This is a genomic window from Micromonospora sp. TSRI0369 (assembly GCF_001905625.1).
In the GTDB taxonomy this organism is placed as follows: Bacteria; Actinomycetota; Actinomycetes; order Mycobacteriales; family Micromonosporaceae; genus Micromonospora; species Micromonospora echinospora_A.
Genome location: NZ_LIVU01000003.1, coordinates 180,998 through 206,788, shown reverse-complemented (window position 1 = coordinate 206,788; position 25,791 = coordinate 180,998). Strand labels below are relative to the sequence as shown.

General features: G+C 70.6%; 21 protein-coding genes. 10 read left to right on the top strand and 11 right to left on the bottom strand.

Annotated features, from left to right (window positions below):
• Positions 1–197 precede the first annotated feature (197 nt).
• Together AMK25_RS09840 and AMK25_RS09835 are read right to left on the bottom strand one after the other, a co-directional pair.
• Positions 198–1,454, bottom strand: coding sequence for an ABC transporter substrate-binding protein (locus AMK25_RS09840; RefSeq protein WP_073827872.1), 1,257 nt, complete (start codon positions 1,452–1,454; stop codon positions 198–200).
• A 426-nt stretch (positions 1,455–1,880) separates the two neighbouring features.
• On the bottom strand, positions 1,881–3,407 hold the full coding sequence (locus AMK25_RS09835; RefSeq protein ID WP_073827871.1) for an alpha-N-arabinofuranosidase: 1,527 nt from the start codon (positions 3,405–3,407) through the stop codon (positions 1,881–1,883).
• Positions 3,408–3,562: 155 nt separating this feature from the next.
• Here AMK25_RS09835 and AMK25_RS09830 point away from each other — a divergent pair, with 155 nt between their 5' ends.
• The 3 genes from AMK25_RS09830 to AMK25_RS09820 are packed head-to-tail and all read left to right on the top strand — an operon-like array spanning position 3,563 to position 5,816.
• Entirely contained in the window at positions 3,563–3,958 is a 396-nt protein-coding gene (locus AMK25_RS09830) for a GntR family transcriptional regulator (protein WP_073827870.1), read from the top strand.
• A complete protein-coding gene (locus AMK25_RS09825; RefSeq protein ID WP_073827869.1) occupies positions 3,955–4,854 on the top strand; it encodes an ABC transporter ATP-binding protein in 900 nt (299 codons plus the stop codon). Before AMK25_RS09830 ends, AMK25_RS09825 begins: the two co-directional genes overlap by 4 nt.
• Positions 4,851–5,816, top strand: a complete 966-nt coding sequence (locus AMK25_RS09820) for an ABC transporter permease subunit (RefSeq protein ID WP_073827868.1) — start codon at positions 4,851–4,853, stop codon at positions 5,814–5,816. The genes AMK25_RS09825 and AMK25_RS09820 overlap by 4 nt, the downstream gene beginning before the upstream one ends.
• A gap of 25 nt (positions 5,817–5,841) precedes the next feature.
• Here the strand turns inward: AMK25_RS09820 and AMK25_RS09815 are convergent, their stop codons facing one another.
• Complete coding sequence (locus AMK25_RS09815) at positions 5,842–6,879, bottom strand: acetylxylan esterase (protein WP_073827867.1); 1,038 nt, start codon at positions 6,877–6,879, stop codon at positions 5,842–5,844.
• A 67-nt stretch (positions 6,880–6,946) separates the two neighbouring features.
• Here AMK25_RS09815 and AMK25_RS09810 point away from each other — a divergent pair, with 67 nt between their 5' ends.
• From AMK25_RS09810 to AMK25_RS09785, 6 genes are read left to right on the top strand one after another with little or no spacing between them, the layout of a single operon-like run.
• On the top strand, positions 6,947–7,876 hold the full coding sequence (locus AMK25_RS09810; RefSeq protein WP_073827866.1) for an ABC transporter permease: 930 nt from the start codon (positions 6,947–6,949) through the stop codon (positions 7,874–7,876).
• Entirely contained in the window at positions 7,873–8,811 is a 939-nt protein-coding gene (locus AMK25_RS09805) for a carbohydrate ABC transporter permease (protein ID WP_225980760.1), read from the top strand. Before AMK25_RS09810 ends, AMK25_RS09805 begins: the two co-directional genes overlap by 4 nt.
• A gap of 38 nt (positions 8,812–8,849) precedes the next feature.
• Entirely contained in the window at positions 8,850–10,493 is a 1,644-nt protein-coding gene (locus AMK25_RS09800; RefSeq protein WP_073827864.1) for an ABC transporter substrate-binding protein, read from the top strand.
• A gap of 6 nt (positions 10,494–10,499) precedes the next feature.
• The gene (locus tag AMK25_RS09795; RefSeq protein ID WP_073827863.1) at positions 10,500–12,023 is read left to right on the top strand and encodes a GH39 family glycosyl hydrolase; all 1,524 of its coding nucleotides are present in this window, start codon (positions 10,500–10,502) and stop codon (positions 12,021–12,023) included.
• Positions 12,020–12,709, top strand: a complete 690-nt coding sequence (locus AMK25_RS09790; RefSeq protein ID WP_073827862.1) for a hypothetical protein — start codon at positions 12,020–12,022, stop codon at positions 12,707–12,709. The genes AMK25_RS09795 and AMK25_RS09790 overlap by 4 nt, the downstream gene beginning before the upstream one ends.
• Positions 12,706–14,817 (top strand): alpha-glucuronidase, encoded by a 2,112-nt coding sequence (locus AMK25_RS09785; protein WP_073827861.1) that lies wholly within the window; start codon positions 12,706–12,708, stop codon positions 14,815–14,817. The genes AMK25_RS09790 and AMK25_RS09785 overlap by 4 nt, the downstream gene beginning before the upstream one ends.
• Before the next feature lie 12 nt (positions 14,818–14,829).
• Here AMK25_RS09785 and manD read toward each other — a convergent pair whose 3' ends face one another.
• The 6 genes from manD to AMK25_RS09760 all read right to left on the bottom strand — a co-directional run bounded on the left by manD (position 14,830) and on the right by AMK25_RS09760 (position 19,810).
• A complete protein-coding gene (manD, locus tag AMK25_RS09780) occupies positions 14,830–16,038 on the bottom strand; it encodes a D-mannonate dehydratase ManD (protein WP_073827860.1) in 1,209 nt (402 codons plus the stop codon).
• 83 nt (positions 16,039–16,121) lie between these two features.
• A complete protein-coding gene (locus AMK25_RS32370; RefSeq protein WP_198937491.1) occupies positions 16,122–16,292 on the bottom strand; it encodes a hypothetical protein in 171 nt (56 codons plus the stop codon).
• 63 nt (positions 16,293–16,355) lie between these two features.
• The gene (locus AMK25_RS09775) at positions 16,356–16,577 is read right to left on the bottom strand and encodes a hypothetical protein (RefSeq protein ID WP_073827859.1); all 222 of its coding nucleotides are present in this window, start codon (positions 16,575–16,577) and stop codon (positions 16,356–16,358) included.
• Positions 16,578–16,627: 50 nt separating this feature from the next.
• Positions 16,628–17,788, bottom strand: a complete 1,161-nt coding sequence (locus AMK25_RS09770; protein WP_073827858.1) for an alkaline phosphatase PhoX — start codon at positions 17,786–17,788, stop codon at positions 16,628–16,630.
• A 109-nt stretch (positions 17,789–17,897) separates the two neighbouring features.
• The gene (locus tag AMK25_RS09765) at positions 17,898–18,746 is read right to left on the bottom strand and encodes a nuclear transport factor 2 family protein (RefSeq protein WP_073827857.1); all 849 of its coding nucleotides are present in this window, start codon (positions 18,744–18,746) and stop codon (positions 17,898–17,900) included.
• Positions 18,747–18,784: 38 nt separating this feature from the next.
• A complete protein-coding gene (locus AMK25_RS09760; RefSeq protein WP_073828602.1) occupies positions 18,785–19,810 on the bottom strand; it encodes a sigma-70 family RNA polymerase sigma factor in 1,026 nt (341 codons plus the stop codon).
• A gap of 433 nt (positions 19,811–20,243) precedes the next feature.
• On the opposite strand from AMK25_RS09760, the gene AMK25_RS09755 reads away from it, so the two are divergent.
• On the top strand, positions 20,244–21,686 hold the full coding sequence (locus AMK25_RS09755) for an RICIN domain-containing protein (protein ID WP_241826311.1): 1,443 nt from the start codon (positions 20,244–20,246) through the stop codon (positions 21,684–21,686).
• Positions 21,687–21,715: 29 nt separating this feature from the next.
• Here AMK25_RS09755 and AMK25_RS09750 read toward each other — a convergent pair whose 3' ends face one another.
• Together AMK25_RS09750 and metE are read right to left on the bottom strand one after the other, a co-directional pair.
• Positions 21,716–23,350 carry an Ig-like domain-containing protein gene (locus tag AMK25_RS09750; protein ID WP_073827856.1) on the bottom strand — a complete coding sequence of 545 codons (1,635 nt, stop codon included), beginning with the start codon at positions 23,348–23,350 and terminating at the stop codon, positions 21,716–21,718.
• 119 nt (positions 23,351–23,469) lie between these two features.
• Positions 23,470–25,719, bottom strand: coding sequence for a 5-methyltetrahydropteroyltriglutamate--homocysteine S-methyltransferase (gene metE / locus AMK25_RS09745; RefSeq protein ID WP_073827855.1), 2,250 nt, complete (start codon positions 25,717–25,719; stop codon positions 23,470–23,472).
• Between the last annotated feature and the right edge of the window lie 72 nt (positions 25,720–25,791).

Genomic DNA, 25,791 nt, shown 5'->3' with positions numbered 1-25,791 from the left:
CAGGAAGAGCACGAAGAACGGCGAGATGTACGCGTACGGCGCCAGGAACTCCCGTACGCCCTGCTTGATGCGCCGGTTGCGACCGGGCCTCCGGACGTCCGGCGGGATCGGGGCCGGGCCGAGCATGGTGGTCAAAGCGTCACCTTCCCGATGCGCGGCAGCCGGGCGGTACCCGGCTGCCGCACGTCAGCCCTCGGTCATTCGCGTACGGCGTTCTTGACATTCGTCAGCGCGGTGTTCCAGGCGTTGGCCGGATTCACCTTGCCCTGCTCGACGCTGGTGAGAGTGTTGAGGAACTCGGTGCCGATGGGGCCGTCCTGCGGGCCGAAGTAGAAGGGCTTGATCCCCACCACCGACTGGGTGTAGATCTTGCCGATCGGCGCGTTGCTGAAGAACGGGTCGGTCTTGCCGACCAGCTGCGGGTCCGTGTAGACCGACGGCGTGGTGGGCAGCGATCCCTGCAGCAGGAAGTGGTCGAGCTGACCCTTCGGCGACTGCATCTCGGAGATGTAGTTCCACGCCGCCTTCGCGTTCTTGGCGCGCTTGGGAATGGCGAGGAAGCTGCCGCCCCAGTTCCCCGAGCCGCCGGGAATGGTGGCGATGTCCCACTTGCCGTTCGTCTCGGGGGCGTTCGTCTTCATCTGGCTGAGCATCCAGGACGGTGAGCACACCACCGCGTAGTCGCCCTTCTTCATGGCCGCGGTCCAGCCGGACGAGAACGACCCCTGCTTGGCGGAGATGCCCGCGTCGAAGGCCTTCAGCGTCACGTCGAACGCCGCCTTGACCTGCTCGTTGTCGTAGTCCAGCTTGCGGTCGGCGCTGTAGTAGCGCTGGCTGCCCTGGTTGACCGCCTGGAAGAAGACGCTGGTCGGCGTGTTGTCGACGAACGGTTTGCCGGTCTTCTGGACGTACGTCTTGCCGACGTTGATGAACTCGTCCCACGTCGGCCAGAGCTTGGAGACCTCTTCGCGGTCGGTGGGCAGGCCGGCCGCCTTGAACAGATCCGTACGGTAGGCGACCGCCAAGCCGCCGACGTCGGTCGGCACACCGATGATCTTGCCGTCCTTGGTCGTCGACTGCGCCATCACCCAGTCGAGGTAGTTCCCCTTGATGTCGTTCGCGCCCAGCGTGGTGAGGTCGACGAAGTTGTCCGGAGACTGCATGAACTTCGGCAGGTCGTCGGCCTGGATCAGCACCAGGTCGGGCACCTTGCCGCCGGCCAGCGCGGCGGTGAGCGCCTGCGCGGTCTCGGTCGTGCTGCCCACCTCGGTGAGCTTGATACGCACATCGGGGTGCGCCTTGGTGTAGACGTCGACGTCGGCCTTCTGGTTGATGTTGGCAAACGACCAGAACTCGAAGGTCTTCGAGTCGGATTCGCCGTCTGACCCGCCACAACCGCCGAGGAGGAGCGCGGCGGTGGCGATGATGGCTAGGGTGCTCCGGACGCGTTTCAACGGCCCTCCATACGGTGATCGTGCGGCGGTGGCGGGTGCCCGCGGCGAATCAGGGCGACGGTCCTACCGGCGGTGGGCACCGCAGGCAGAAGCCGACGAGTGGCCTCACCGACGGGTCAGCGGTGATCCCGTCGTCGGTGAGATCGTCGTCTCCGAAACTTATCGAGATATTTACATGCCATGATTGCGTGCGCTGAGGCTACTAACTGCCCCGCCATCCGTCAACGACCCCGCTGCCAGCACGAGCGCCGGTCAGCGGGGAAACGTTCCGACCGGCACAGCGCCGAAAATTTCGGAGCAAGCAGCGCGCCGTGGGGCGGCTCCGATAGACCGGGGTAATTGGATGGCCCGCTCGCCCGCTCCCGGACAGCGGCCTGTCACCGCTGTCGCCAGATCGAACCCGTGAAACGAGCCCCGGGTCGACGGTCAGGCGAGATCCAGCTCCACCGTCACGTACGCGTGCGGGGGCAGCTCGACCTGCAGGCCCCGCGGGTGGTCCGCGACCCCGGCGTGCTCGCGGGGCGCGACGCCCGTGGTCGACGGCGTGTTGTGCGCGTCGAGCGCCTCGGCCGTCAGGACGGTGGCCCGGTGGGCCGTCACGTCCCGGCCGCGCAGGTCGAGGACGACAGTCGCCGGACTCCGCGCGTCGAGATTCGACAGCGAGACCAGCGCCGTGTCGCCGCGCGTCGAGGCGGACGCCGAGAGCGTCGCCAGGCTCTCCCCGGCCACCTGGCGCACCGGGACCTCGCCCTTGATGGTCACGGCGAGCGACGCCGCGTCATGGTGGGCCCGGTTCATCGCGAACACGTGGTACGAAGGCGTGAGCACCAGCGCGCCCGTCTCCGGGTCGGTGAGAATCATGGCCTGGAGCACGTTCACGGTCTGCGCGATGTTCGCCATCACGACGCGGGCCGCGTGGCGGTGGAACGTGTCGAGGTGCACCGCGGCCACCAGCGCGTCGCGCAGTGTGTTCTGCTGGTACAGGAAGCCGGGGTTGGTACCGGGCTCCACGTCCCACCAGGTGCCCCACTCGTCCACGACGAGGCCGACCTTGCGCTGCGGGTCCCAGCGGTCCATGACCGCCTCGTGGCGCGAGACCAACTCCTCGATCCGGGTCGCGTTCCGCAGCGCCAGGTACCACTCCTCCTCGTCGAAGCCGGTGGCCGCGCCCTTCGACGACCAGCCCCGGGTCATCGTGTAGTAGTGCAGCGAGACGGCCTGGAACGGCCAGGCGCGAGAGTCGGGCGCCGCGAGGTCGTCGAAGGAACGCATCAGCGTCTCGGTCCAGTGGTAGTCGTCGCTGTTCGCGCCCGCGGCGATCCGGTACACCGTGTTGTCGCCCTGGTCGCGGACGTAGGTGGCGTACTGGCGGGCCAACGAGGCGAACTGCTCGACGCGCAGGTTGCCGCCACAGCCCCACGCCTCGTTGCCCAGGCCCCAGAACGGAACCCGCCAGGGCTCGTCGCGCCCGTTCTCCCGGCGCAGGGCGGCCATCGGAGAGTCGTCGCCGCGGGTCAGGTACTCGACCCACTCGGACATCTCCCGCACGCTGCCCGAGCCGACGTTGCCGGAGACATACGGATCCGCGCCCAGCAGCTCGCACAGTGCCATGAACTCGTGCGTGCCGAAGGAGTTGTCCTCGACCACGTCGCCCCAGTGCGAGTTCACCATGCGGGGGCGCAGCTCGCGCGGGCCGATCCCGTCGCGCCAGTGGTAGTCGTCGGCGAAGCAGCCGCCCGGCCAGCGCAGGTTCGGGATGCCGATGTGGCGCAACGCCTCCACCACGTCGAGGCGGATCCCGCCCTCGTTCGGGGTCGCGGAGCCCTCCCCCACCCAGAAGCCGCCGTAGACGCAGCGCCCCAGGTGCTCCGCGAAGTGGCCGTAGACGTGGCGGGAGATGGTGGGACCGGTCAGGTCGAGGTCAATGACGGCGGTGACGGTCGAGGCGGTCATGGTCGTCCTTGGTGGAAGCGGCCTGCGGGGTGCGGCGTCGGCAACGATACAGCCATCGGCGATCATGTCGATCCCCCAGCCGTGGTCCACCCGCCCTTCTTGACCGCCCACCTGCTGCTTTACTACGGTACTAGTAAAGCAGCGAAGGGCTACCAGTGTTCGTCTTCCGGCTCGACACCCACTCCGGCGTGCCGCCGTACCTGCAACTCGTCCAGCAGGTCCGCCAGGCGGTGCTGCTGGGCTTCCTCCAACCCGGCGACCGCCTCCCGCTCATCCGCGAGGTGGTCGAGGATCTGGCGATCAACCCGAACACCGTCGCCAAGGCGTACCGGCAGATGGAGCAGGAGAACCTGGTCACCGGCCGGCCCGGCCAGGGCACGTTCGTCACCGAACAGCAGTCGGCCGCGATGTCGCCGTCGACGTACACGTCGCTTCGGCGCGGCCTGGCGACCTGGCTGAGCCGCGCCTACGCGGCCGGCCTCGACGAACAGGCGGTCGACGCGCTCTTCACTTCCGTCCACCAGCAGACGAGGAACGAGGACGTGGCGTGACAGGGACCGAGATCGCGCTGCGCACCGACGGTGTGGGCAAGCGGTACCGGAAGGGCTGGGCGCTGCGTGACTGCACCCTGGCCCTGCCGGCGGGCGGCGTGATCGCCCTGGTCGGGCCGAACGGCGCGGGCAAGACCACGCTGCTGCGCCTGGTCGTCGGATTGCTGGCGCCGAGCACCGGCACGGTGGAGGTCCTCGGCCACGACGTCACCGCCAGCACCCCGCAGACCCTGTCCCGGGTCGGGTTCCTGGCCCAGGACCACCCGCTGTACAAGCGCTTCACCGTCGCCGAGATGCTCCGCTTCGGCCGGGCCTGCAACCTGCGGTTCGACCAGGGGCTGGCCGAACGCCGGCTGGCGAAGCTGGGCATTCCGCTCGACCGCAGGGCCGGTTCGCTCTCCGGCGGGCAGCAGGCCCAGGTCGCGTTGGCGCTGGCCCTGGCGAAGCGGCCGGACCTGCTTGTCCTCGACGAGCCGGTGGCCAGCCTCGACCCGCTGGCCCGGCGCGAGTTCATGCAGGTCCTCATGGGCGCGGTGGCCGAAGGCGGGGTGACAGTCCTGTTCTCCTCCCACGTCGTGCACGAGCTGGAGCGCGTCTGCGACCACCTGGTCGTGCTCAACCAGGGCCGGGTCACACTCACCGGTGACATCGACGCCCTCCTCGCCGAGCACCGGCTGCTCGTCGGCCCGCGCACGGCCACCGACCTCGACCGCTCCGGCGCCGTCGTGGAGGCCGTTCACAGCGATCGGCACACGACCCTGCTGGTACGCGACGGCGGCGTCCCGGCCGCGCCTGGGTGGCAGAGCCAGCCGGTCGGGCTGGAGGACCTGGTGCTGGCGTACCTGCGCCGGCCGTCCGAGCCGGGCGCCGCGGTCCCGTCGGAGGTGGCGGCATGACGTGGTTGATCTGGCGCCAGCACCGGACCGAGGTCTGCGTCCTGGCTCTGCTCGTCGGCGTGTTCGGCATTGCCCTGCTCGTGCTCGGGACACAGGCCCACGACCTGATCCCCGGCGGTCCCGCCCGGTGTGCGGGAGAAGCAGGCGCCAACGAGACGTGCACGGCCGCCTTCCGCCGGCTCGACGAGGAGTACGGGTACGTCGAGAACCTCCTCGCGGCCTTCTACCTGGTCCCGGTCGTCATCGGCGCGTTCCTCGGCGCGCCGCTGCTCGCACGTGAACTGGAGGACGGCACCTGGCAGCTCGCCTGGACGCAGGCCGTGCCACGGATGCGGTGGCTGGCGGCCAAGCTCGCAGCGCTGGCCGGCGTCACCGTCGCGCTCACCGGCATGTTCACCGCGGTGCTCACCTGGTTCCGTCAGCCGTTCGACGCGTGGGAAGGACGGTTCCAGTACGACGCCTTCGACCTGGAGGGACTCGTTCCGCTGGCGTACGCGCTGTTCGCGTTCGGCGTCGCCACCGCCGCGGGGGCGATCCTGCGACGCAGCCTGCCCGCGTTCGGCGTCGCGTTCGGGGCGTTCCTCGCCGCCCGGATGTCGGTGGCGCTGCTGGCCCGCCCCGCGTACGCCACGCCGCTCACCACCATGGAGCCGGTCCCCGCCGGCGCCGCGAAGGGCCAGACCGGACCCAGCGTCGCCGACTGGGTGATCGAACGCGGCTACGCGGACGCCACCGGGCGCAGGCTCAGCTCAACGGAGTACTACGAGCTGGAGGACGCAGCCAACCAGGCCGGCACCAACCTCAACCAGTTCCTGCACGCGCGGGGCATCCAGCGGTTCGGGGTCTACCACCCGGCCGACCGGTTCTGGACGTTCCAGTTCATCGAGGCGGCGGTGTTCGCCGTGGTCGCGGCGATCCTGATCGGTGTGGTGGTGTGGCGGGTGCGGCGCCGAATGATCTAGAACCTGCGCGAGCGAGACCTTGTGCTCAGCGAACAGGCGGCACGGACGTCCGGTCGGCGGGACGGATCACCGCGTCCAGCCAGCGCAGCTGCCGCCGGACGTGGACGGCCTCCCCGCCCTCGTGACCGTTGAACGGGTACGTGTGCATCTCCCGTAGCGGAGTGGCCGATGCGGCAGCGGCGTACTGGTTGTAGGCGGCGAAACCGGTGCTCGGTGGGCAGACCTCGTCGCGCAGGCCGAGCCCGAAGTGCGCCGGGGCGGTGGCGCGCCGGGCGAAGCTGACGCCGTCGACATAGGACAGCGTGCGCCGGACCGGCTCCTCGGCCTCGCGGTGCACCGCCAGGTAACGGGCGATCTCTCCGTAGGGGGAAGCCTCGGTCAGTTCGATGGCGCGCTGGATGTCGCACAGGAACGGGGCGGTGACCAGGAGCGCGGCGAGGCCGTCGACGAGGCCCGCCGCCGCCAGCGCGAGCCCTCCGCCCTGGCTGTTACCGACTGCGGCGACGCGGGCCGGGTCCACCCCGGGCAGTACGCGGACGGCGTCGATCGCGCGGACCGCGTCGGTGATCAGGCGGCGGTAGTGGTAGTCGTCCGGGGACAGGATTCCCCGCGTGGCGGGGCTGGGCCCGCCGGGCGCGTCGTGCGGGTCCGGGGTGTCGCCGCGGCTGAACAGTCCGGCCTGTCCCCGGTTGTCCACCAGCAGGTGGGCGTAACCGGCGACCGGCCAGGTGAGCCGCTCGCCCGGCAGGCCCCGGCCGCGTCCGTAGCCGGGGTATTCGACCACGGCCGGCAGCGGCGCCTGTGCGCCCGTGGGACGGGTGTACCAGGCCCGGACCGGTTCGCCGGCGAACCCGGCGAACGTCACGTCCCACACGTCGACCAGCCGCAGATCGGTGGGTTCGGGGCGGACGGCGACGAGCACCGGGGTGGCCGCGGCGGCGGTGAGGGTGGCGCGCCAGAACCGGTCGAAGTCGGCGGGTTCGACGACGGCCGGCGTGTAGCGACGGAGCTGGTCGAGGGAGATATCAATCGACGCTCTTGACACGAAGATAACGATACCCATAAATTTCCGCAAAGCTTACGGCGCATTACCGGAAAGTTCCGGCCGACGGTCAGGCGGGAGGACGAGCTTGGCATCTCCGATCCCGCGCGGTCGTCGTACGCCCTGGCGGCGGGCCCTGCGCCGGGACTGGCAGCTCTACTCGCTGGCCGTCCTTCCGTTGCTGTTCTTCCTGACGTTCCGCTACCTGCCGATGCTCGGCAACGTGATCGCGTTCCGGCGCTTCCAGCCGGGCGGCAGCCTCTTCGGCGAGTACTGGACCGGGCTGCGGTACTTCCGGCTGTTCTTCACCGACCCGACCTTCTGGAGCGTGTTCACCAACACGCTCGTGCTGGGCGCGCTGACGCTGGTCTTCTGCTTCCCGCTGCCGATCGTGCTCGCGCTGCTGCTCAACGAGGTGCGCAACCGCGCGCTCAAGCGGTTCGTCCAGTCGGTGTCCTACCTGCCGCACTTCCTGTCGATCGTGATCGTGGCCGCCATGGTCCTCCAGTTGCTGTCGGTGGACGGCACGGTGAACCAGATGGTGCGTGCCGTGGGCGGCGAGCCGGTCCCGTTCATGCAGCAGGCCGGATGGTTCCGGACGATCTACGTCTCCTCCGAGGTCTGGCAGACCGTCGGCTGGGGCACCATCCTCTACCTCGCCGCGCTCACCACCGTCGACGGCGACCTGTACGAGGCGGCCCGCATCGACGGCGCCAACCGATGGCGGCAGACCTGGCACGTGACGCTGCCGGGGATCCGGCCGACGATGGTGACGCTGCTGATCCTCAACATCGGCACCTTCATGGCCGTCGGCTTCGAGAAGATCCTGCTGCTGTACAACCCGCTCACCTACCCGACGGCGGACGTGATCTCGACCTACCTGTACCGGGTGGGCATCGTCTCCGGGAACCTCAGTTACGCCGCCGCGATCGGCCTGTTCGAGTCCGTGATCGGGCTGACGCTGGTGCTGTCGGCGAACGCGATCTCCCGGCGCACGGTGGGGACGAGCCTGTGGTGAGCACGCAGGCCCGTACCCAGGCCCCTACGCGGGAACCGGCGGCCCGGCCGCGTGGCCCCCGGCCCACCCGGGGCTACCGGGTCTTCCAGGTGGTGAACGCCGTCGTCCTGACCGGCGTCGTGGTGGTGACGCTGTATCCGTTCCTCACCATCGTGGCCCGCTCGCTCAGCGACAACGCGTACATCGTCGCGGGTGAGGTGAACCTCGTGCCGCGGGGGTTCAACCTCACCGCGTACCGGGTGGTGACGTCGGACCCGACGTTCTGGGTCAGCTACCGCAACACCGTCTTCTACACGGTGGTCGCCACGCTCATCTCCGTCGTGCTGACCACCTGCTATGCGTACGTGCTGTCGAAGAGGCACCTGCGGGGCCGGACCGCGCTGGTCGGGATCGCCGTGTTCACCATGTTCTTCACCGGCGGCCTGATCCCCAACTATGTCCTGGTCACCAGCCTCGGGCTGAAGAACACCGTGTGGGCGATCGCCCTGCCCAACGCCATAAACGTGTTCAACCTGCTGGTGATGAAGGCGTTCTTCGAGAGCCTGCCGGTCGAGCTGGAGGAGGCGGCCGCCGTCGACGGGCTGAACACGTACGGCACGCTGCTGCGAATCGTCCTGCCGCTGTCCAAGGCGATGGTCGCCACGATGGTGCTGTTCTACGCCGTCTCGTTCTGGAACTCCTGGTTCGCCGCGTTCCTCTACATGGACCGTCAGGAACTGCTCCCGGTGACCGTCTATCTGCGCAACCTGATCGCGGGCGCGACCGACGCCACGCAGACCGGCGGCGGCCTCGGCAGCGCCGGCGACGTCGTCCAGTCCGCCGCCACCATCCAGTCCGTGACCATCGTGCTGACGATCCTGCCGATCCTCGCGGTCTATCCCTTCATCCAGCGGTACTTCGTCTCCGGAATCATGCTCGGCGCCGTGAAGGGATAGCCGCCCCCGCACCACCCCACCACCGGAAGGAAGAATCCATGGCCAAGCTGTCCCGGCGCCAGGTGCTGCTCGCCACCGGCGCGGCCGCCGTCGCCTCCCTGGCAGGTTGCGGCGACGACGCCCCCGACAAGAAGGACCTCGACCGCAACCGCGCGGGCGCGATGGAGAAGTACGGCATCGGGGACCAGTTCAAGGCCACCGAGCCGGTCACGTTCTCGGTCCTCTACAACAACCACCCGAACTACCCGCTCAAGCCCGAGTGGTTGTTCTGGACCGAGCTGGCCGGGCGGACGAACGTCAAGCTGGACCCGGTCGCCGTGCCGCTGAGCGACTACGAGCAGAAGCGCAGCGTACTGGTCGGCTCCGGCGACGCCCCGCTGATCATCCCGAAGACCTACCACCCGCAGGAGAACTCGTACGTCTCCTCCGGCGCCATCCTGCCGGTCAGCGACTACCTCGACCTGATGCCGCACTTCAAGGACAAGATCGAGCAGTGGAAGCTCCAGCCGGAGATGGACACGCTCCGGCAGGAGGACGGCAAGTTCTACCTGCTGCCCGGCCTGCACGAGAAGCCCTGGCAGGACTACACCCTCGCGGTCCGTACCGACGTGCTGGAGCAGTTGAAGATCCCGTCCCCGACCACCTGGGACGAGGTGTACGCCATGCTCAAGGCGATGAAGGCGGCCCACCCGGACGTCATTCCGTTCTCCGACCGGTTCGGCAAGCCCAACCCGGCCGGCAACCTGCTGAACATGCTGGCCCTCGCGCACGGCCTGCCCGGCGCCGGCTGGAACTACCAGCCGACGAGCTGGGACGCCGGGGCCGGGAAGTACGTCTTCACCGGCGCCTCGGACGGCTACCGGCAGGTGGTGGAGTACCTCCACAAGCTGGTCGCCGAGGGGTTGCTCGACCCGGAGACGTTCACCCAGACCGACGACCAGGCCCGGCAGAAGCTCGCCAGCGGCAAGTCCTTCGTGATCAGCTCGAACGCGCAGACCCTGGTGAACGACTACCGCCCGGACATCGCGAAGATCAACCCGAACGCCCGGCTCGGCAAGATCCTCTTCCCGGTCGGGCCGGCCGGAGCGGTCAACGCGGCGAGCCGGCTGGAGAACGGCGTGATGATCTCCAGCAAGGCCCGCGACGGCAAGAACTTCGTGGCCATGATGCAGTTCGTCGACTGGCTCTGGTACTCCGACGCCGGCCAGGAGTTCGCCAAGTGGGGCGTCGAGGGGACCACGTACACCAAGGACGCCTCGGGCAAGCGCGCCCTCGCCCCGGACGTCAACGTCATCGGGCTCAACCCCAAGGGCACCAAGCACCTGCAGAAGGACTTCGGCTTCTACAACGGCGTCTTCGCCTACGGCGGCAAGCTCGACCTGGTGCAGTCGTTCTTCTCGCCCGAGGAGCTGGAGTTCCAGAAGGAGATGAACGCCCGCAAGGCCGCGCCCTGGGTGACTCCACCACCCGCGCCGCTCAGCGACGAGGAGCGCGAGCAGACGACGCTGTGGGCGACCGCGCTGAAGGACCACGTCACCCAGAACACGCTGAAGTTCGCCCTCGGCCAGCGGCCGCTGAGCGAGTGGGACGCCTACGTCTCGGAGCTGAAGGGCAAGAACGCGCAGGCCTACATCGACCTGGTCAACAAGGCGTACGAGCGGTACCGCAAGAGCCACGGCTGAGCGGCGATGCGCGGCACCGTTCCCGAGCGGCCCGTCGGCCGGCTGACCGACGCCTGGCGTACGTGCGTGGGCACCGGCCGGTTCGACCTGGCGCTGCGACGCGACTATCAGGACTCGCTGGCGCTGGTGCAGCGGGACATCGGCTTCCGGCACATCCGCGGGCACGGGCTGCTCAGCGACGGCGTCGGGGTGCACCGCCCCTACTCGTACCAGGGCGAGCACCGGGTGCGGCATGCCTTCACCTACGTCGACCAGGTCGTCGACGCCTATCTCGCGATGGGTATCCGGCCCTTCGTGGAGCTGGGGTTCATGCCCTCGGCGCTCGCCTCCGGCGACCAGACGGTGTTCTGGTGGCGGGGCAACGTGACGCCTCCGGAGTCGTACACCGAATGGGGTGACCTGGTGCGCGCCACGGTGGCCCACCTGGTCGACCGGTACGGCCTCGACGAGGTGCGCGGCTGGCCCGTCGAGGTGTGGAACGAGCCCAACCTGCCGGCGTTCTGGGCGAGCGCCGACCAGGACGCCTACCACCGCCTGTACGAGGTGTCAGCGCACGCCGTCAAGGACGTCGACGCGGCGCTCCAGGTCGGGGGTCCGGCCCTGTCCCCCGGCGCCGACGAGTGGCTGAAGCCGTTCGCCGAGTTCGTCACCGACCGCGACGTACCCGTCGACTTCGTCAGCCGGCACGCCTACACCTCCGGCCCTGCGCGGCACCTGCCGTTCGGCACCCGGCAGACCCTGGCCCCGGCCACGGAACTGCTGGAGCAGTTCGCCGCGCCCCGCCGGCACCTGGCCGGCACCGCGCTGGCCGACCACCCAGTGCACATCACCGAATTCAACTCCTCCTACCGGCCGGACAACCCGATCCACGACACGGCCTTCCACGCCGCCTACCTCGCTCCGGTGCTGGCCGGTGGCGGGGACCTGGTCGACTCCTTCTCCTACTGGACCTTCAGCGACGTGTTCGAGGAGGAGGGGGTGCCCACCGCGCCGCTGCACGGCGGCTTCGGCCTGCTCACCCACCGGCAGATCAAGAAACCCACCTACCATCTGTACGCGTTCATGGCCCGGCTCGGCGACGAGGTGCTCGCGCGCGGGCCGGACCACCTCGTCACCCGGCACCCCGACGGCCGGGTCGCAGTGCTGGCCTGGGCCCCGGTGGACGTCACCGGCCGGGAGCCGGCACCCGAGCGGCACACCCTGTCGCTGTCCGTTCCGATCGGCCCGCCGGGCACCGCGTCGGTGTTCCTGCTCCGCTCGTCGGTCAGCGAGGACGCCGGCAACGCCTTCGCGGCCTGGCGGGAGATGGGCAGCCCGCACTCACCACGGCCCCGGCAGCTCGACGCGTTGCGGGAGACCGCCGAGCCGGCCCGTACCCATCGCGCAGTGCCGGTCGCGGGCGGGCGGGCGGACCTCGACCTCGACCTCGCCCGCCACGAGGTGACCCTCGCGGAACTGACGCCGGTGGTGGACGAGACCCCGCCGTGGTGGGACGACAGGTTGCTCGACCCGCCCGGGGACCGACAGTGACCGGCGCGACCGGCGGGCTGCGCGAGTTCGGCGACGGGCCGTTGTCCCGGGCCGCCGCGACGGTCCACACCCTGCTCGTGGTCGAACTGCTGCTCCTGGTGAGCACGCTGCCCGGTCTGGCCGTGCTCGTGCTGCTCGACCGCGACAGCAGCAACCTCCCGCTGGTCGCCGCCGCCGCGCTGCCGGTCGGTCCGGCCGTCTCGGCCGCGTTGTACACGCTGCGGCACCAGCGCCCCGACCTGACCGATCTCCGTCCCGCCGCCGCGTTCCGCCGGGCCTACCGGGCCAACCTGCCGGGCGTGCTGCGCGTCTGGGCGCCGACGCTGCTGTGGCTGGCCGTCATCGCGGTCAACCTGGCGTACCTGCCCGCCGCCGCCGTCCCCGGCTGGTGGGTCGTGCCGCTGGTGGTGGTCGGGGCGGGGGTGGTCCTGGTCGGGGTGAACGCGCTGGTGATCGTCTCGCTGTTCACCTTCCGCACCCGCGACGTGCTCCGGCTCGCCGTGTACTACGTGGCGCGCAAGCCCGGCGTCACAGTCGGCAACGTCGTGCTGCTGGCCGCCGCCGCCGGCGTCACCGCGATGTTCTCCGAGGCGGTGCTCGCCCTGCTCGCAGCGCTCCTGGTGCTGGCGCTGCTGCGGATCGGCGACCCCATGATCGACGACATCCGGGCGGAGTTCACCGCATGAGCGTTCCGGTCACCGGCCGGGCGTCTGCGGACGCCGGCGAGTCGGCCTGGCACGCCGCCTGGCTCCCGCCCGCGGTGTTCCGCGAACTCGGCTCCCGCGGAGTGCTGGTACACGGCGACGGGCCCCTGGTCGACACCGTCCTCGACGAGGTGAGCCGGGCCTGCGCCCGGTACGGCGGACGGGTCTGGCACGGTCCACCGTGGCAGGTGGACGCCGAGCTGGTGCTGGCCCTGCGCGAGGCCGGTCCGGTGCCGAACGCGGTAGCGGAGGCGGCCCGGCTCGGCGCGACACCTGCAGTCAACGGCACTGGTGACGGCGCCCTCGGCGACGAGGGGTACCTGCTGGCACGGGTGAACGGCGTGACTGTGGTCCTGGCCGACGCGCCGGCCGGCCTGCTGTACGGGATGTTCCACGTGGTCCGGCTCGGCGCGGCGGCCTTCGACGACGACCTTCCGCCGCGGCGGCACCGGCCGGCGCTGGACCGGCGGATGCTCGACCACTGGGACAACGCGGCCGTGCACCCGGTGTCGGGCCAGGTCGAGCGGGGCTACGCCGGCGGCTCCCTGTTCTGGCGCGACGGCGCCGCCCGGCGCGAGCCCGCCCGGCTCCGCGACTACGCACGCCTGCTCGCCGCCTGCGGCGTCAACGCGATCTGCGTGAACAACGTCAACGTGCACGACACCGAGGCGCTGCTGCTGACCGACCGGCTCGGCGACGTCGCGGAGATCGCCGAGGTGCTCCGCCCGTACGGCATCCGGGTTCATCTGGCGGTGACCTTCGCCGCCCCGGTGGTCCTCGGCGGCCTGCCCACCGCCGATCCGCTGGACGAGCGGGTACGGGCCTGGTGGGCCGCCGCCACCCGGCGGGTCTACCAGCGGATCCCCGACTTCGGCGGCTATCTGGTGAAGGCCGACTCCGAGGGCCGGCCCGGCCCGTTCGCGTACGGGCGCGACCACGCCGACGGCGCGAACCTGCTCGCCGAGGCGCTCGCCCCGCACGGAGGCGTGGTGCGCTGGCGGGCGTTCGTCTACGACCACCACCAGGACTGGCGGGACCGGTCGACCGACCGGGCCCGGGCCGCGTACGACCACTTCGCGCCGCTGGACGGACGATTCGCCGACAACGTGATCCTCCAGGTGAAGTTCGGCCCGATCGACTTCCAGCCACGCGAACCGGTGTCCCCGGTGCTCGCCGCGATGCCTGCGACCCGGCTGGCGGTGGAGGTGCAGGCGACGCAGGAGTACACCGGCCAGCAGCGGCACGTCTGCTACCTCGGGGCCTGGTGGAGCGAGGTGCTGCGGTTCCGGCCCCGGGGCGCGGCCGGCGACACCATCGCCGACGTGGCGGCCGGGCAGACGGGCGCCGGTGGCGGCCTGGTCGCCGTGTCCAACGTGGGCGACGACCCGTTCTGGACCGGGCACCCGCTGGCCCAGGCGAACCTGTACGCCTTCGGCCGGCTCGCCTGGGATCCGCTGCTGGATCCCGGCGCGATCCTCGACGAGTGGATCGACCTGACCTGGCTGCCGGTCACCAGAGGCGATCCGGAACCGGTGCGGCGGACGATGCACGCGATCATGGACGATTCCTGGCGCACCTACGAGCGCTACACCGCCCCGCTCGGCGTCGGCTTCATGGTGCGGCCCGGCCACCACTACGGACCGGACGTGGACGGCTACGAGTACACCCCGTGGGGCACCTACCACTTCGCCGACCGCGATGGCGTCGGGGTGGACCGCACCCGGGCGACCGGGACCGGCTTCACCGGCCAGTACCCGCCGCCGTGGTCCGAGGTGTACGAGTCACGCGAGCGCTGCCCCGACGAACTGCTGTTGTTCTTCCATCACGTCCCGTACCGGCACGTGCTGCACAGCGGCCGTACCGTGATCCAGCACATCTACGACACGCACTTCGCCGGGGTCGAGGAGGTGGCGGCGATGCGGGAGCGGTGGCGGCTCGTCGCCGGGGCGGTCGACCCGGCCGTCCACGACCGGGTGGCCGAGCGCCTCGACGAACAGTTCCGCAGCGCCGTCGAGTGGCGGGACCAGATCAACACCTACTTCTTCCGCAAGTCCGGGGTGCCGGACGCGCACGGTCGCCGCATCCACTGATCCGGCGCGCGTTCACCAGGGGTGCACGGTGCCGTCCGTCAGCCGGTTCACCGGCAGGTAGGCCGGCGCGTACGGGTAGCGGGCCGCGGCCTGCTCGTCGATGTCCACCCCGAGCCCCGGGGTCTCTGCTGGATGCAGGTAGCCGCCGTCGTAGTGGTAGCCGTGCGGGAACACCTCGTCCGTCTGCTCGGTGTGCCGCATGTACTCCTGCAGGCCGAAGTTGGGGATCGCAAGGTCAAGGTGCAGCGCGGCGGCCATGCAGACCGGGGAGAGGTCGGTGGCTCCGTGCGAGCCGCTGCGGACGTGGTGCAGCGCGGCGAGGTCGAAGATGCGTCGCAGGTGGGTGATCCCACCGGCGTGGACCACTGTGGTGCGGACGTAGTCGATGAGCTGTTCCCGGATGAGCTGGGCGGCGTCCCAGATGCTGCTGAAGACCTCGCCGACGGCGATCGGCGTGGTCGTGTGCGAGCGGATGAGCCGGAAACCCTCCTGCAGGTCCGCCGGGACGGGATCCTCCATCCAGGTCAACGCGTACGGTTCCAGGCTCTTGCCGAGGCGCGCCGCCTCGATCGGGGTGAGCCGGTGGTGCACGTCGTGCAGCAGCCGGAGGGTGGGCCCGAACTCCTCGCGGACCCGGGCGAACACGCTCGGCACGTGGGCCAGGTACGCCTCCGTCGACCAGGTCGTCTCGGTCGGCAGCGCGGCGTCGGCGGGCTCGTAGAACATCTTGTCGGTGCTGACGCCGTACGTCCGGGGCAGGCCGGGCACACCGCACTGCACCCGCACCGCGCGGTAGCCGAGGCCGACGAAGCGGGCGACCTCGGTCAGCACCTCGTCGACGGTCTCGCCGTTGGCATGTCCGTACACTGTCACGCCCTCGCGGGACCGGCCGCCGAGCAACTGGTAGACCGGCAGCCCGGCGACCTTGCCCTTGATATCCCACAACGCGGTGTCCACGGCGGCGACGGCGCTCATCGTGACCGGCCCGCGCCGCCAGTACGACCCCTGGTAGAGGTACTGCCAGGTGTCCTCGATCCGGGCCGGGTCGCGCCCGATCAGCAGCGGCACGACGTGGTCGCGCAGGTAGGACGCGACTGCGAGTTCCCGGCCGTTGAGGGTGGCGTCGCCGACGCCGGTGACTCCCTCGTCGGTCACGACCTTCAGGGTCACGAAGTTGCGGCCGGGGCAGGTCACGATCACCCGGGCGTCGACGATTCTCATCCGGTCTCCCCTGCGGTCCGCGCGCCGGTCACCGCAAGATTATCCATCATCGTCGATCTGCCGGGCGCCCCGGTGCCGGCCCGTCAGGCCGGTTCGGGTACGCCCCCGGGCTCCCCGTCGTCGGGCATCGGCTCGACCGGCGCCTCGGGCAGGTCGCCGGGCGTGTCCGGGAGGAGTTCGCCGGGGTCGTCCGGCACGTCCTCACGCGGGTCGATCGGCGGGTACAGCTCGGGATCGAGGTCGGGGTTGGTCATCGGCCCAGTATCCGACGCCACCGCCCGGACCGCCCGCCGAGCGCGCTCGCCGGCGCTGCGCCGTCACGGGCTCTCAGCGTCGCCGGCCGAGTGCGCGGACGACCGGTCCGCCGGCTTGCGCAGCCACAGCCACACTCCCGCCGACAGGCACGCCGCACCCCCGATCGCGACCGCCGTCTCGGCCAGTTCGGAGAGATCGTCGAGGAACGGGAAGGTGTGGGTGGCCGCCATCGCCAGCAACCCGATCAGCAACAGGAGGCCGGCGGCGATCCGCTGGAGAACCATGGCGTCATTGGATCACGACGCTGCCACAGCCCTGCGGCGCCGGGAGCCGGTCATCGGCGGAACGGCCCGGTGACGCAGTAGGTGATGCCGCCGGAGGACGAGCCGGTCGTGCCGCGCTGCGACGAGAAGTACAGCCGGTCCCCGGCCGGGGTGAACGCCGGCCCGGTGATCTCCGAGCCGCTCTGTCCGGTGATCCGCAGGAAGACGGAGATCTTGTCGTCCGGCGTGATCATGCAGATCTCCATGTTGCCGCCGTCCTCGGCGACGTAGAGGTCACCGGCAGTGGACCCGGTGATGTTGTCGACGCCGGTCAGCGGAGCGGTGCCGGGGCTGACCAGGTTGTCGTCGTAGGCGAGTTCGTACGTGCCGGCGGCCAGGTTGACCTGCCACACGCGGTTGTCGCCCTTCGTGGTGAACCAGACGGTGTCGTCCGCGTAGTGGCAGCCCTCGCCACCGTTGAACGTCTTCGCGCCGGACACCTGCTGCCGGGTCGGGGTGGGTGAGCCGTCCGGGTCGGGCACCGGGGCCCAGGTGAACGTGCCGGAGGTGGCCGTACCGGCGCGGAGGACCTGGAGGGTTCCGGCGGACAGGTCGCCCCAGGTGGTCGGCACGAAGCGGTAGAACTTGCCGTCGGTCTCGTCCTCGGTCAGGTAGACGACCCGGCGGACCGGGTCGGCCGCGGCCGCCTCGTGCTTGAACCGGCCCATCGCGGGACGCGCCACGGCGGTCCCGCCGAGGGGGTACGTCTCGAAGACCCGGCCCAGGGACACCTCCTCACAGGAGAGCCAGGTGTTCCACGGGGTCTTGCCACCGGCGCAGTTGTTGTTGGTGCCGGAGAGGATCCGCGACGCCCCGACCACGGCACCGCTGGAGTTGAAGACGAGGCGTGAGGCGCCGCCGCCCGCACTCGCTGCTACCTCGGAGTTCGACACGTAGATCCAGCCGGAGCCGTTCGGGAACACGGCGCCGCCGTCCGGAGCGTCGTGCCAGGTGTACGACGTCCCCGGCACCGTCCGCCGGGAACGCGCGACGATCGAGCTGGTGAACCCGGCCGGCAACTGGATGCCGTTGGCGTCGGCGGGCTGAAGCCCACCGTAGGGCCCCGCCGCGTTCTGCGCCGGGGCTCCGTACGCGGCCGACCACGCCGTGAACGGCAGGGCGAGGGCGCCCGCACCGACAACAGTGGCCCGCAACATCGCTCGACGATCCATGGAACCTCCTCCGTAGGTTCCATGGATCTGACCGTGCGGAGCTTACGCACTCCGATCTGCTGGATGAACGTCGATGGACGGCTCGGTGTGCGATGTCCCGCCCGCGTCGCTACGGGCGCAGATCCGTCCTCGCCGTCCCGGTCGAGGGGTCGTACGGGTAGGAAAGGTGCTGGTGGGTCATCAGCCAGGCCCCGCCGCGTCGCTGGAAGACCCGGGTCCCCCGGGGCGGGCTTTCGATCGGCGGACCACCGCTCGGGCTGACCGAGACGTGGTTGAGGCCCCACGCGACGGCGAGGTCGCCGTCGACCAGGATCGTCAGGTCGGGCACGTCCCAGGCGACTGATCCGTCACCCGACGCCTCCAGGCCCGCCGCGCAGACCTCGCGGACCGCGTTCACGCCGACGTGTCGCAGCGGCTGGTCGTGCTCGTACGAGACCACGTCGTCGGCTACGGCATCCATCAGGGCATCGAGGTCCTTGGCCGCGGTGCCCTCGAACCAGCGCTGGTGCAGCCGGCGTACCTCCGCCTCGGCGGTGGCCGCGTCCGGGGCCGGCTCGGCGGTACCGGCGAGCGGGAAGGAGTGGTGTTCGTGGGTGACCATCCACCGGCCCTCCCGCCTGCGCAGGCCGAGGGTCACCCGCAGGCGGTTCTCCGGATCCGCGGCGAAGTCGGCCGCCGTGCCGCAACGCAGGAGCGCGTACGCGAAGGCCACGTCCTCGCCGGCTTCGACGTCCAGCGACTCGACCTCGAACGACGCGCCCTGCGCCTGCCACCTGAAGAACGGCGGCCAGATCTCCCGGTAGGCGTCCAACCCGCGCACGCCCTCGTACGGCGGCGGCACGTCGAACATCACCATGTCCTCGGCATGGTCGGCCAGGACGCCGGCGAGGTTCCCGTCATGAACCGCCGCGGCCCAGCGCTCGACCAGGGCCCGGATCTGTTCTTCGTCGCTCGGCATGTCGGCTCTGCCCTTCGTGGCCGGTGAACTCGTCAGGACTACAACCCCGGCCGGACCGCGAACTCATCGCCTCCGCGCGAACTTTCCGGCAGCCGATCCGGTAGGTCGAAGGCAGACAGGCGCGCGTCGAGGAACGAGACGACCTCGGCCACCCGGCGCCCCCGCAGCACGAGCAGGTCCAGCCCCGCCGGCAGGTAGGCGGCAGCGGCGTCGTTCCACAGGTACGTCCCGAACGCGAGCTGCCCGTTGGCACTCGTCGGCAGGAACCGCCACCTCCGCCCACCCGTCACCTCGGCCAGGAAACCGCGGATCTGCTCATGGCCCTCGTACCAGACGGCCAGCGGCGGCATCGAGTACCGCGCGTCCTCCGTCAGCATCGCCACGATCCTCTCGACGTCGCCGGTCTCCCACGCCGCGGCGTACCGCCTGGCCACCTCCCGCTGCCCCGCGTCGCCCAGCTCGGCGAGGATCCGCTGCTGACTGCCGGACGGCGTCAGCCCGGCGACGATCCGGCGGGCCCGCTGCATCGCGCTGTTGACTGCGGCGACGGTGGTGACCAGCATCCCGGCGGTCTCCTCGGCGGAGTAGCCGAGAACGTCACGCAGCAGCAGAACGGCACGTTGTCGCGGCGGCAGATGCTGCAACGCGGCGACGAACGCGAGTTCCATGGTCTCCCTCGCGATGGCGTGGGCCTCCGGATCCCGTGCGGCGGGCGGGGCCGCAAGACCGTCCGGATACGGCTCGAGCCAGGTCACCTCGGCCCGTGACACGCCCGGGGCGGTGAAGTCGGTCGGCAGTTCACGCCGCCCGCGCGAGTGGAGGAGAGACAGCGCCCGGTTGGTGGCGATCCGGTAGAGCCACGGCCGGATCGACATGTGACCCTCGAACCTGTCGACTGCCCGCCATGCCCGGTCCATGGTGTCCTGGACCGCGTCCTCCGCGTCGTGGAAGGAACCGAGCATCCGGTAGCAGTGCGCACGCAGCTCGTCCCGCAGCGGTGCGACCAGACGACCGAAGGCTTCGCCGTCGCCCGCACGCGCAGCCGCCAGCAGCGCCGCCGTCACGTCGTCGCCCGACGGACCGGCCTCCGCCGATGGTTCGCCCCGGCTCACCCACCTCAATCTAGTGCCGGGAACCGTCCCGGGTTCCTGGTCTCTGCGCCCACCCGGCGGAGACCGGTGAGCCGGGGCACACAGGGAACGACCTTGGTCGATTTCTTGACTCTCCAGATGAGACCGCTAACACTTGTCTGAAACCCGCACTTAACAAGCAGAACACATCTACCCGCCTCGCCGTGACGCGCCGGAGCTGCCCGGATGGCGCGCGGACGCCACCACTACCGCGAAGCCTTGGCTTGAGTGCGATCCAGCGATGTTAGCGCTAACGATCAGCCTGACGTCCGAACCCAGAGAGGCCAGATCGGTGACTCACCACTTCTTGACGCGGACCAGGTGGTCGCGGAGCGCCCGGTCGTTTCGCCGACTGCTGATCGTGCTGGTGGCCGCGACGACGGCGATGGTCGGCGACGTCGTCGTCATGTCGTCGCCGGCCGTCGCCGCCACGAACCAGTTCCGAGGCATGAACTGGGCCGTGCTGGGCGACAACTTCAGCACCGGTCCCCTCGTCGTGCAGGGCCTCAGCTCCTCTGACAGCAACGCGACGGTACGGGCCAAGGCCAACGCCCTCTATGACGACATGGCTTCCACCATGGGGGTGAACACCGTCCGGCTGCCCATCAACACCCACACGGTCGGGACGGCGTGGTGGGAGGCCTACCGAGGCGCCATCGACGCGGCCACCGCCCGCGGGTTCAAGGTCATCCTCGCCTACTGGGAGGACGGCGCCGCCTCCGGTGGCAGGATCACGAACCTCGCCGCGTGGAACACGATGTGGTCCACGGTGACAAACACGTACGGCTCGAACCCCAACGTCTACTTCGAGCCGATGAACGAGCCGCACGGTTACAGCTCGACGGAGTGGCGCAACGTCGCGGCCAACTGGCTCAGCTACCACTACTCGGCGGTGCCCAGCCGGGTGCTCATCGGGGGCACCGGGTTCAGTCAGGACCTGCGGGACATCTGCAACGACACCCGCTTCGCCTCGACGCTGCTGTCCTTCCACCACTACGCTTTCTTCTACGGCGAGATGACCTACGACGCCTTCCGGAGCCACATCCAGACCCGCCTCGGCAACTGCGCGTCGCGGGCGGTCGCCACCGAGTTCGGCGCGCCCATGAACGACGGCCGCAACTACGCCGACGCGAACAGCACCGACAACTTCGTGCGCCACATCCGCGCCATGGCCCAGGTCATGCGCGACAACCGGATGGGCGGCACCTACTGGCCCGCGCTCGGCGGCAAGCCCGGCACCATCGGCTACGACTGGTACTCGATGTACTCGCTCAGCGGTAGCGGCACCGACCTCCACCTGACCGTCCGCAACACCTCCGGCGCCGACCAGATCCGGTACGCGTGGGGCGACACCATCGGGGGTGGCCCCACGACGCCCCCGCCGTCGACTGGCACGTTCTACCGGGTCGTCGTGCGGCACAGTGGAAAGGCCATGGACGTCCAGGCGCCGAACACCGAGAACGGCTCGCGCGTCGGCCAGTACACGTACAACGGCAACACGTGGCAGCAGTGGCAGTTCCAGGACGCCGGCAGCGGCTACTGGCGACTCATCTCCCGCAACAGCGGGAAGTGCCTCGACGTGGTGGGCGCTTCCACCGCCGACGGCGCCGAACTGATCCAGTACACCTGCGGCAGCGGCACCAACCAGCAGTTCCAGATGGTCACAGGCGGAAGCTACTTCCAGCTCCGGGCACGACACAGCGGCAAGTGCGTGGACGTACCGGCCGCATCGACAGCGGACGGCGTGGTCCTCAAGCAGTACGCGTGCAACACCGGCGCCAACCAGCAGTGGTCGCGCACGACCGTCTGACGAGCCCACCGGCTGTCGGTGAGGCCCGGTCACCGGCGCAGGTGGCCGATGCCGTGCTGGTCGAGCCAGGTGACCGTCCGCGGCACGAACGTCGGCGCCGCCGGGCCGGCGCTGACGTCGGTGGCGACCAGCGGCACCTGGGCGGCGACCGGGAGCAGGGTGGACCGCCAGCAGGCCGGCGTGGCGCAGGCCGAGCGGTCGTCGACGCGCCAGGCGGCTGCCACGCTGCGACCGTCCGGGTCGGCCGGGCGGTATTCCAGCCACCGGCGCAGGTCGTTGCCGCCGTCGATCCCGGCGGCGAGGACCAGGTTGAACGAGCCCCGGACGCGAAGCAGGCGGATCTGCTCCTGCACGCCGAAGTTCGGCAGGCCGGTGTCCAGGCAAGCGGGGCCGCCGTCGCGCCAGCAGGTCCAGACCGCCGCGGGATCAGTGGCGCCGGCCGCCGGGAAGTCGTACGGCGAGACGTCGAAGACCACTGCGTTGTCGTCGCCGAAAACCTCTGCCGCCGCGCTCCAGAAAGAGCGCGTCGCGAGAACGTCGCTCTGACGCAGCGACACGACGGGTGTGATGCCGGCCCGGCCGAGCCGGTCGACGTACCGGGCCGCCTCGTCGAGGTAGCCGACGCGGTTCTGCCTGTCGGTAGCGCTGCCCGTGTAGACGTAGCAGGCGTCGCTCAGCACGACCCGCACCGCGTTGACGCCGCGGGCCCGCAGCGCGCCCACTGACGCGTCGTCGACCGGGCCGTCCCAGCGAATCGGCCCCCACGCGCACTCGCCGGGCGCGGCCGACCGGATGATTCCGCGTGGCCGGTACGGCCTCGGACTGGCTGTGACCGTGAGGATGCGGTTGCCGAACGCCTTCAGCGCGGGTGCGGCACCGGGCGCCTGCGGCGGGAGCACCCGGACGCCGCGAACCTCGGCGGTGGCCTGGGCGCCGCTGCTGTCGTAGGCGGTGGCGGTGACGCGGGTACCGCTGTTCGGCGGCACGCCGCGCCAGTCGAACGCGTACGGCGCTGTGGTGTCCACGGCGAGCAACGTGCCGCGCTCGCGGAACTCGACCCGCTCGATCCGCCGGCCGGGTGCCGCCGTGGCCTCCGCGCGGATCGGGATGACGCCCGGCGCGGCGAAGAAGTCGTTGGGCAGGGGCGAGGTGAGCGCCACCGACGGCCCGCCCGGCAGTGGGCTGGGTTGCGGGCTCCCCGAGGCCGCCGGCGGCGCCGAGCCGGTCGGGCCGGTGACGTCCGCGTCGCATGGCTGGCCGCTCAACACCCAGTCGGTCGGCTCGGGGTCGGCGCCCCGGTAGTTGCCGCCGAACCGCACTGTGACCGAGGCGCCGGTCGGCAGCGTGGAACCCGCCGGTGGGCGGAGCATGGTCACCGGGTACAGCTCGCCGCTGCCGAGCGTGTATCCGTCCGGCAGCCGGTCGAGGCCCATGGTGATCGTTTGGCCGTTTGCCTGCCGGAACCGCAGCCACCAGTCGGTGACGGGTGAGCCCAGGTTGGTGACTGTGAGCTCGGCCCAGAAGCCGCTGGACCACTCGCGGGTGATCGTGTAGTCCACCGTGCACACCGTCGCGGCGTAGGCCGGGCGCAGCGCCATCGTCGTGGCCCCGCCGACGACGACCGCGGCGGCTGTGGCCAGCGCGAAGATCCTGCGTCGCATCATGCCCCCATGTATCGACACACATCACTTCATGCAGCCTCGGCGCTCGGGGCACGGTCTGTCAAGGGCTGCACCGGGTCCGGGCCGGGCGGGACGGCGCGGCGTTCCGCCCGGCCCGCGGCTCAGCGTCCGCGCAGCTCGGCCGCAGCGGCGACCAGGTGCTGGAGGGACGCCTCGACCTCGGGATAGCCGCGCGTCTTGAGGCCGCAGTCGGGGTTCACCCACAGCCGCTCGGCCGGCACCGCGGCCACGGCCCGGCGCAGCGCGCCGACGACCTCGTCGTGGGACGGCACCCGGGGTGAGTGGATGTCCCAGACGCCGGGCCCCACACCCCGGCGGTATCCGATCGCGGCGAGGTCGTCGAGGACCTCCATCCGGGAGCGGGATGCCTCGATGCTTGTGACGTCGGCGTCGAGGGCTTCGATGGCCGTGATCACCTCCCCGAACTCCGAGTAGCACAGGTGGGTGTGGATCTGGGTGTCGTCGGCGACTCCGCAGGTGGCCAGGCGGAACGCCCCGACCGCCCAGTCCAGGTACGCCTTCTGGTCCGCCCCGCGCAGTGGCAGCGTCTCACGCAGCGCCGGCTCGTCGACCTGGATGACCCGGATACCGGCTGCCTCGAGATCGCGGCACTCGTCGCGCAGGGCGAGCGCGACCTGGTCCGCGGTGTCTGCCAGTGGCTGGTCGCTGCGGACGAACGACCAGGCCAGGATCGTGACCGGGCCGGTGAGCATGCCCTTGACCGGCCGGTCGGTCAGCGACTGCGCGTAGGTGGACCAGTTGACGGTCATCGGCGCCCTGCGTGCCACGTCGCCGTAGATGATGGGCGGACGCACGCATCGGGAGCCGTAGGACTGAACCCAGCCGTGTTCGGTGGCGGCGAACCCGTCCAACTGCTCGCCGAAGTACTGGACCATGTCGTTTCGTTCCGGCTCGCCGTGCACGAGCACGTCCAGGCCCAGCCGCTCCTGGAGCCGGACGACGTGCTCGACCTCGGCGCGCATGCGCCGGGTGTAGGCGGTGTCGTCGAGGCGGCCGGCCCGATGCTCGGCACGCGCGCGGCGCAGCTCGTCGGTCTGCGGGAACGATCCGATGGTCGTGGTCGGCAGGGGCGGCAGGTTCAGCCGGGCCTGCTGTGCCGCCGCTCGCTCCGGGTACGCGCCGCGCTGCCGATCCGTGGCACGCAACGCGGTGAGCCGGCCGCGTACGGTGTCGTCGCGCCATGCGGCCGGGGTGGGCGGCAGCGGCTCGGGCAGGGACGTGGTGCCGTTGCGCAGCGCGCGGCCGAGCCGAACGACCTCATCGACCTTCTGCCGAGCAAAGGCGAGCCGCTGACGCAGCGCCGGGTCGAGAGCGGTCTCGGCGGACAGGTCCACCGGCACGTGCAGCAGCGAGCACGAGGTGGACACGGCGACGTGGTCGGCGAGGGCGGTGACAGCGGCACCAGCCGCCACGGCGGCGCGCAGGTCGGTACGCCAGACGTTGCGGCCGTCGACGAGGCCGGCCACGATCGTCTTGCCACGCAGCGGTCCCGCACCGGCCAGCCGCCGCAGGTTGCCGGGCCCGGCCACCAGGTCCACACCAACCGCTTCGACCGGCGTGTCGAGCAGGGCGGGCAGCGCGTCACCGAGCTCGCCGAAATAGGTGGCGACGAAGATCGCCGGCCGCTGTTCCACCGCGCCGAGCCGGGTGTACGCCTCCCGCAGCGCGTCGATCTCGGCGGTGCTCCGGTCGGCGACGTAGGCGGGTTCGTCCAGTTGCACCCATCGCACGCCCGCCGCGGCGAGGGATCGCAGGATGTCGGCGTACACGTCGACCAGGTCGGTCAACCGGTCGAACGGTTCGCCGCGCGCCTCGGTGGGCTTGGCCAGCAGCAGGAATGTGGCCGGGCCGACCAGCACCGGTCGGCTGTCGATTCCCAGCTCGCGGGCCTCGCGGTACTCGCGCAGCGCCTTGTCGGGATTCGCCGCGAAGGCGGTGTCGGAGCCGATCTCGGGAACCAGATAGTGGTAGTTGGTGTCGAACCACTTCGTCAGTTCGAGCGCCGGCTCGGCATCGACGCCCCGGGCCATGGCGAAGTAGGTGTCGAGATCGCCGAGGCCGAGACGGGCGAACCGGTGCGGGATCGCGCCGACGGCGACGGCCGTGTCCAGCACCTGGTCGTAGTAGGAGAACGTGTTGGACGGGATCGCGTCCAGGCGCGCGTCGCGCAGCGTCCGCCAGACCTCCGCCCGTAGCGCGGCAGAGGTCGCCGCCAACTCCTCGGCGTCGATCCGGCCCGCCCAGTAGGCCTCGACGGCCTTCTTGAGTTGCCGGTTGCCCCCGATACGCGGATAGCCCAGCACGGTGCTCTGACCGAATGCGGTACTCATGGAGATCCCTTCCCTCGAAGCACACGAGGCCGATCGGGGCAGGGAGGGAAGGGGTACAGGCGGCGTACCGGC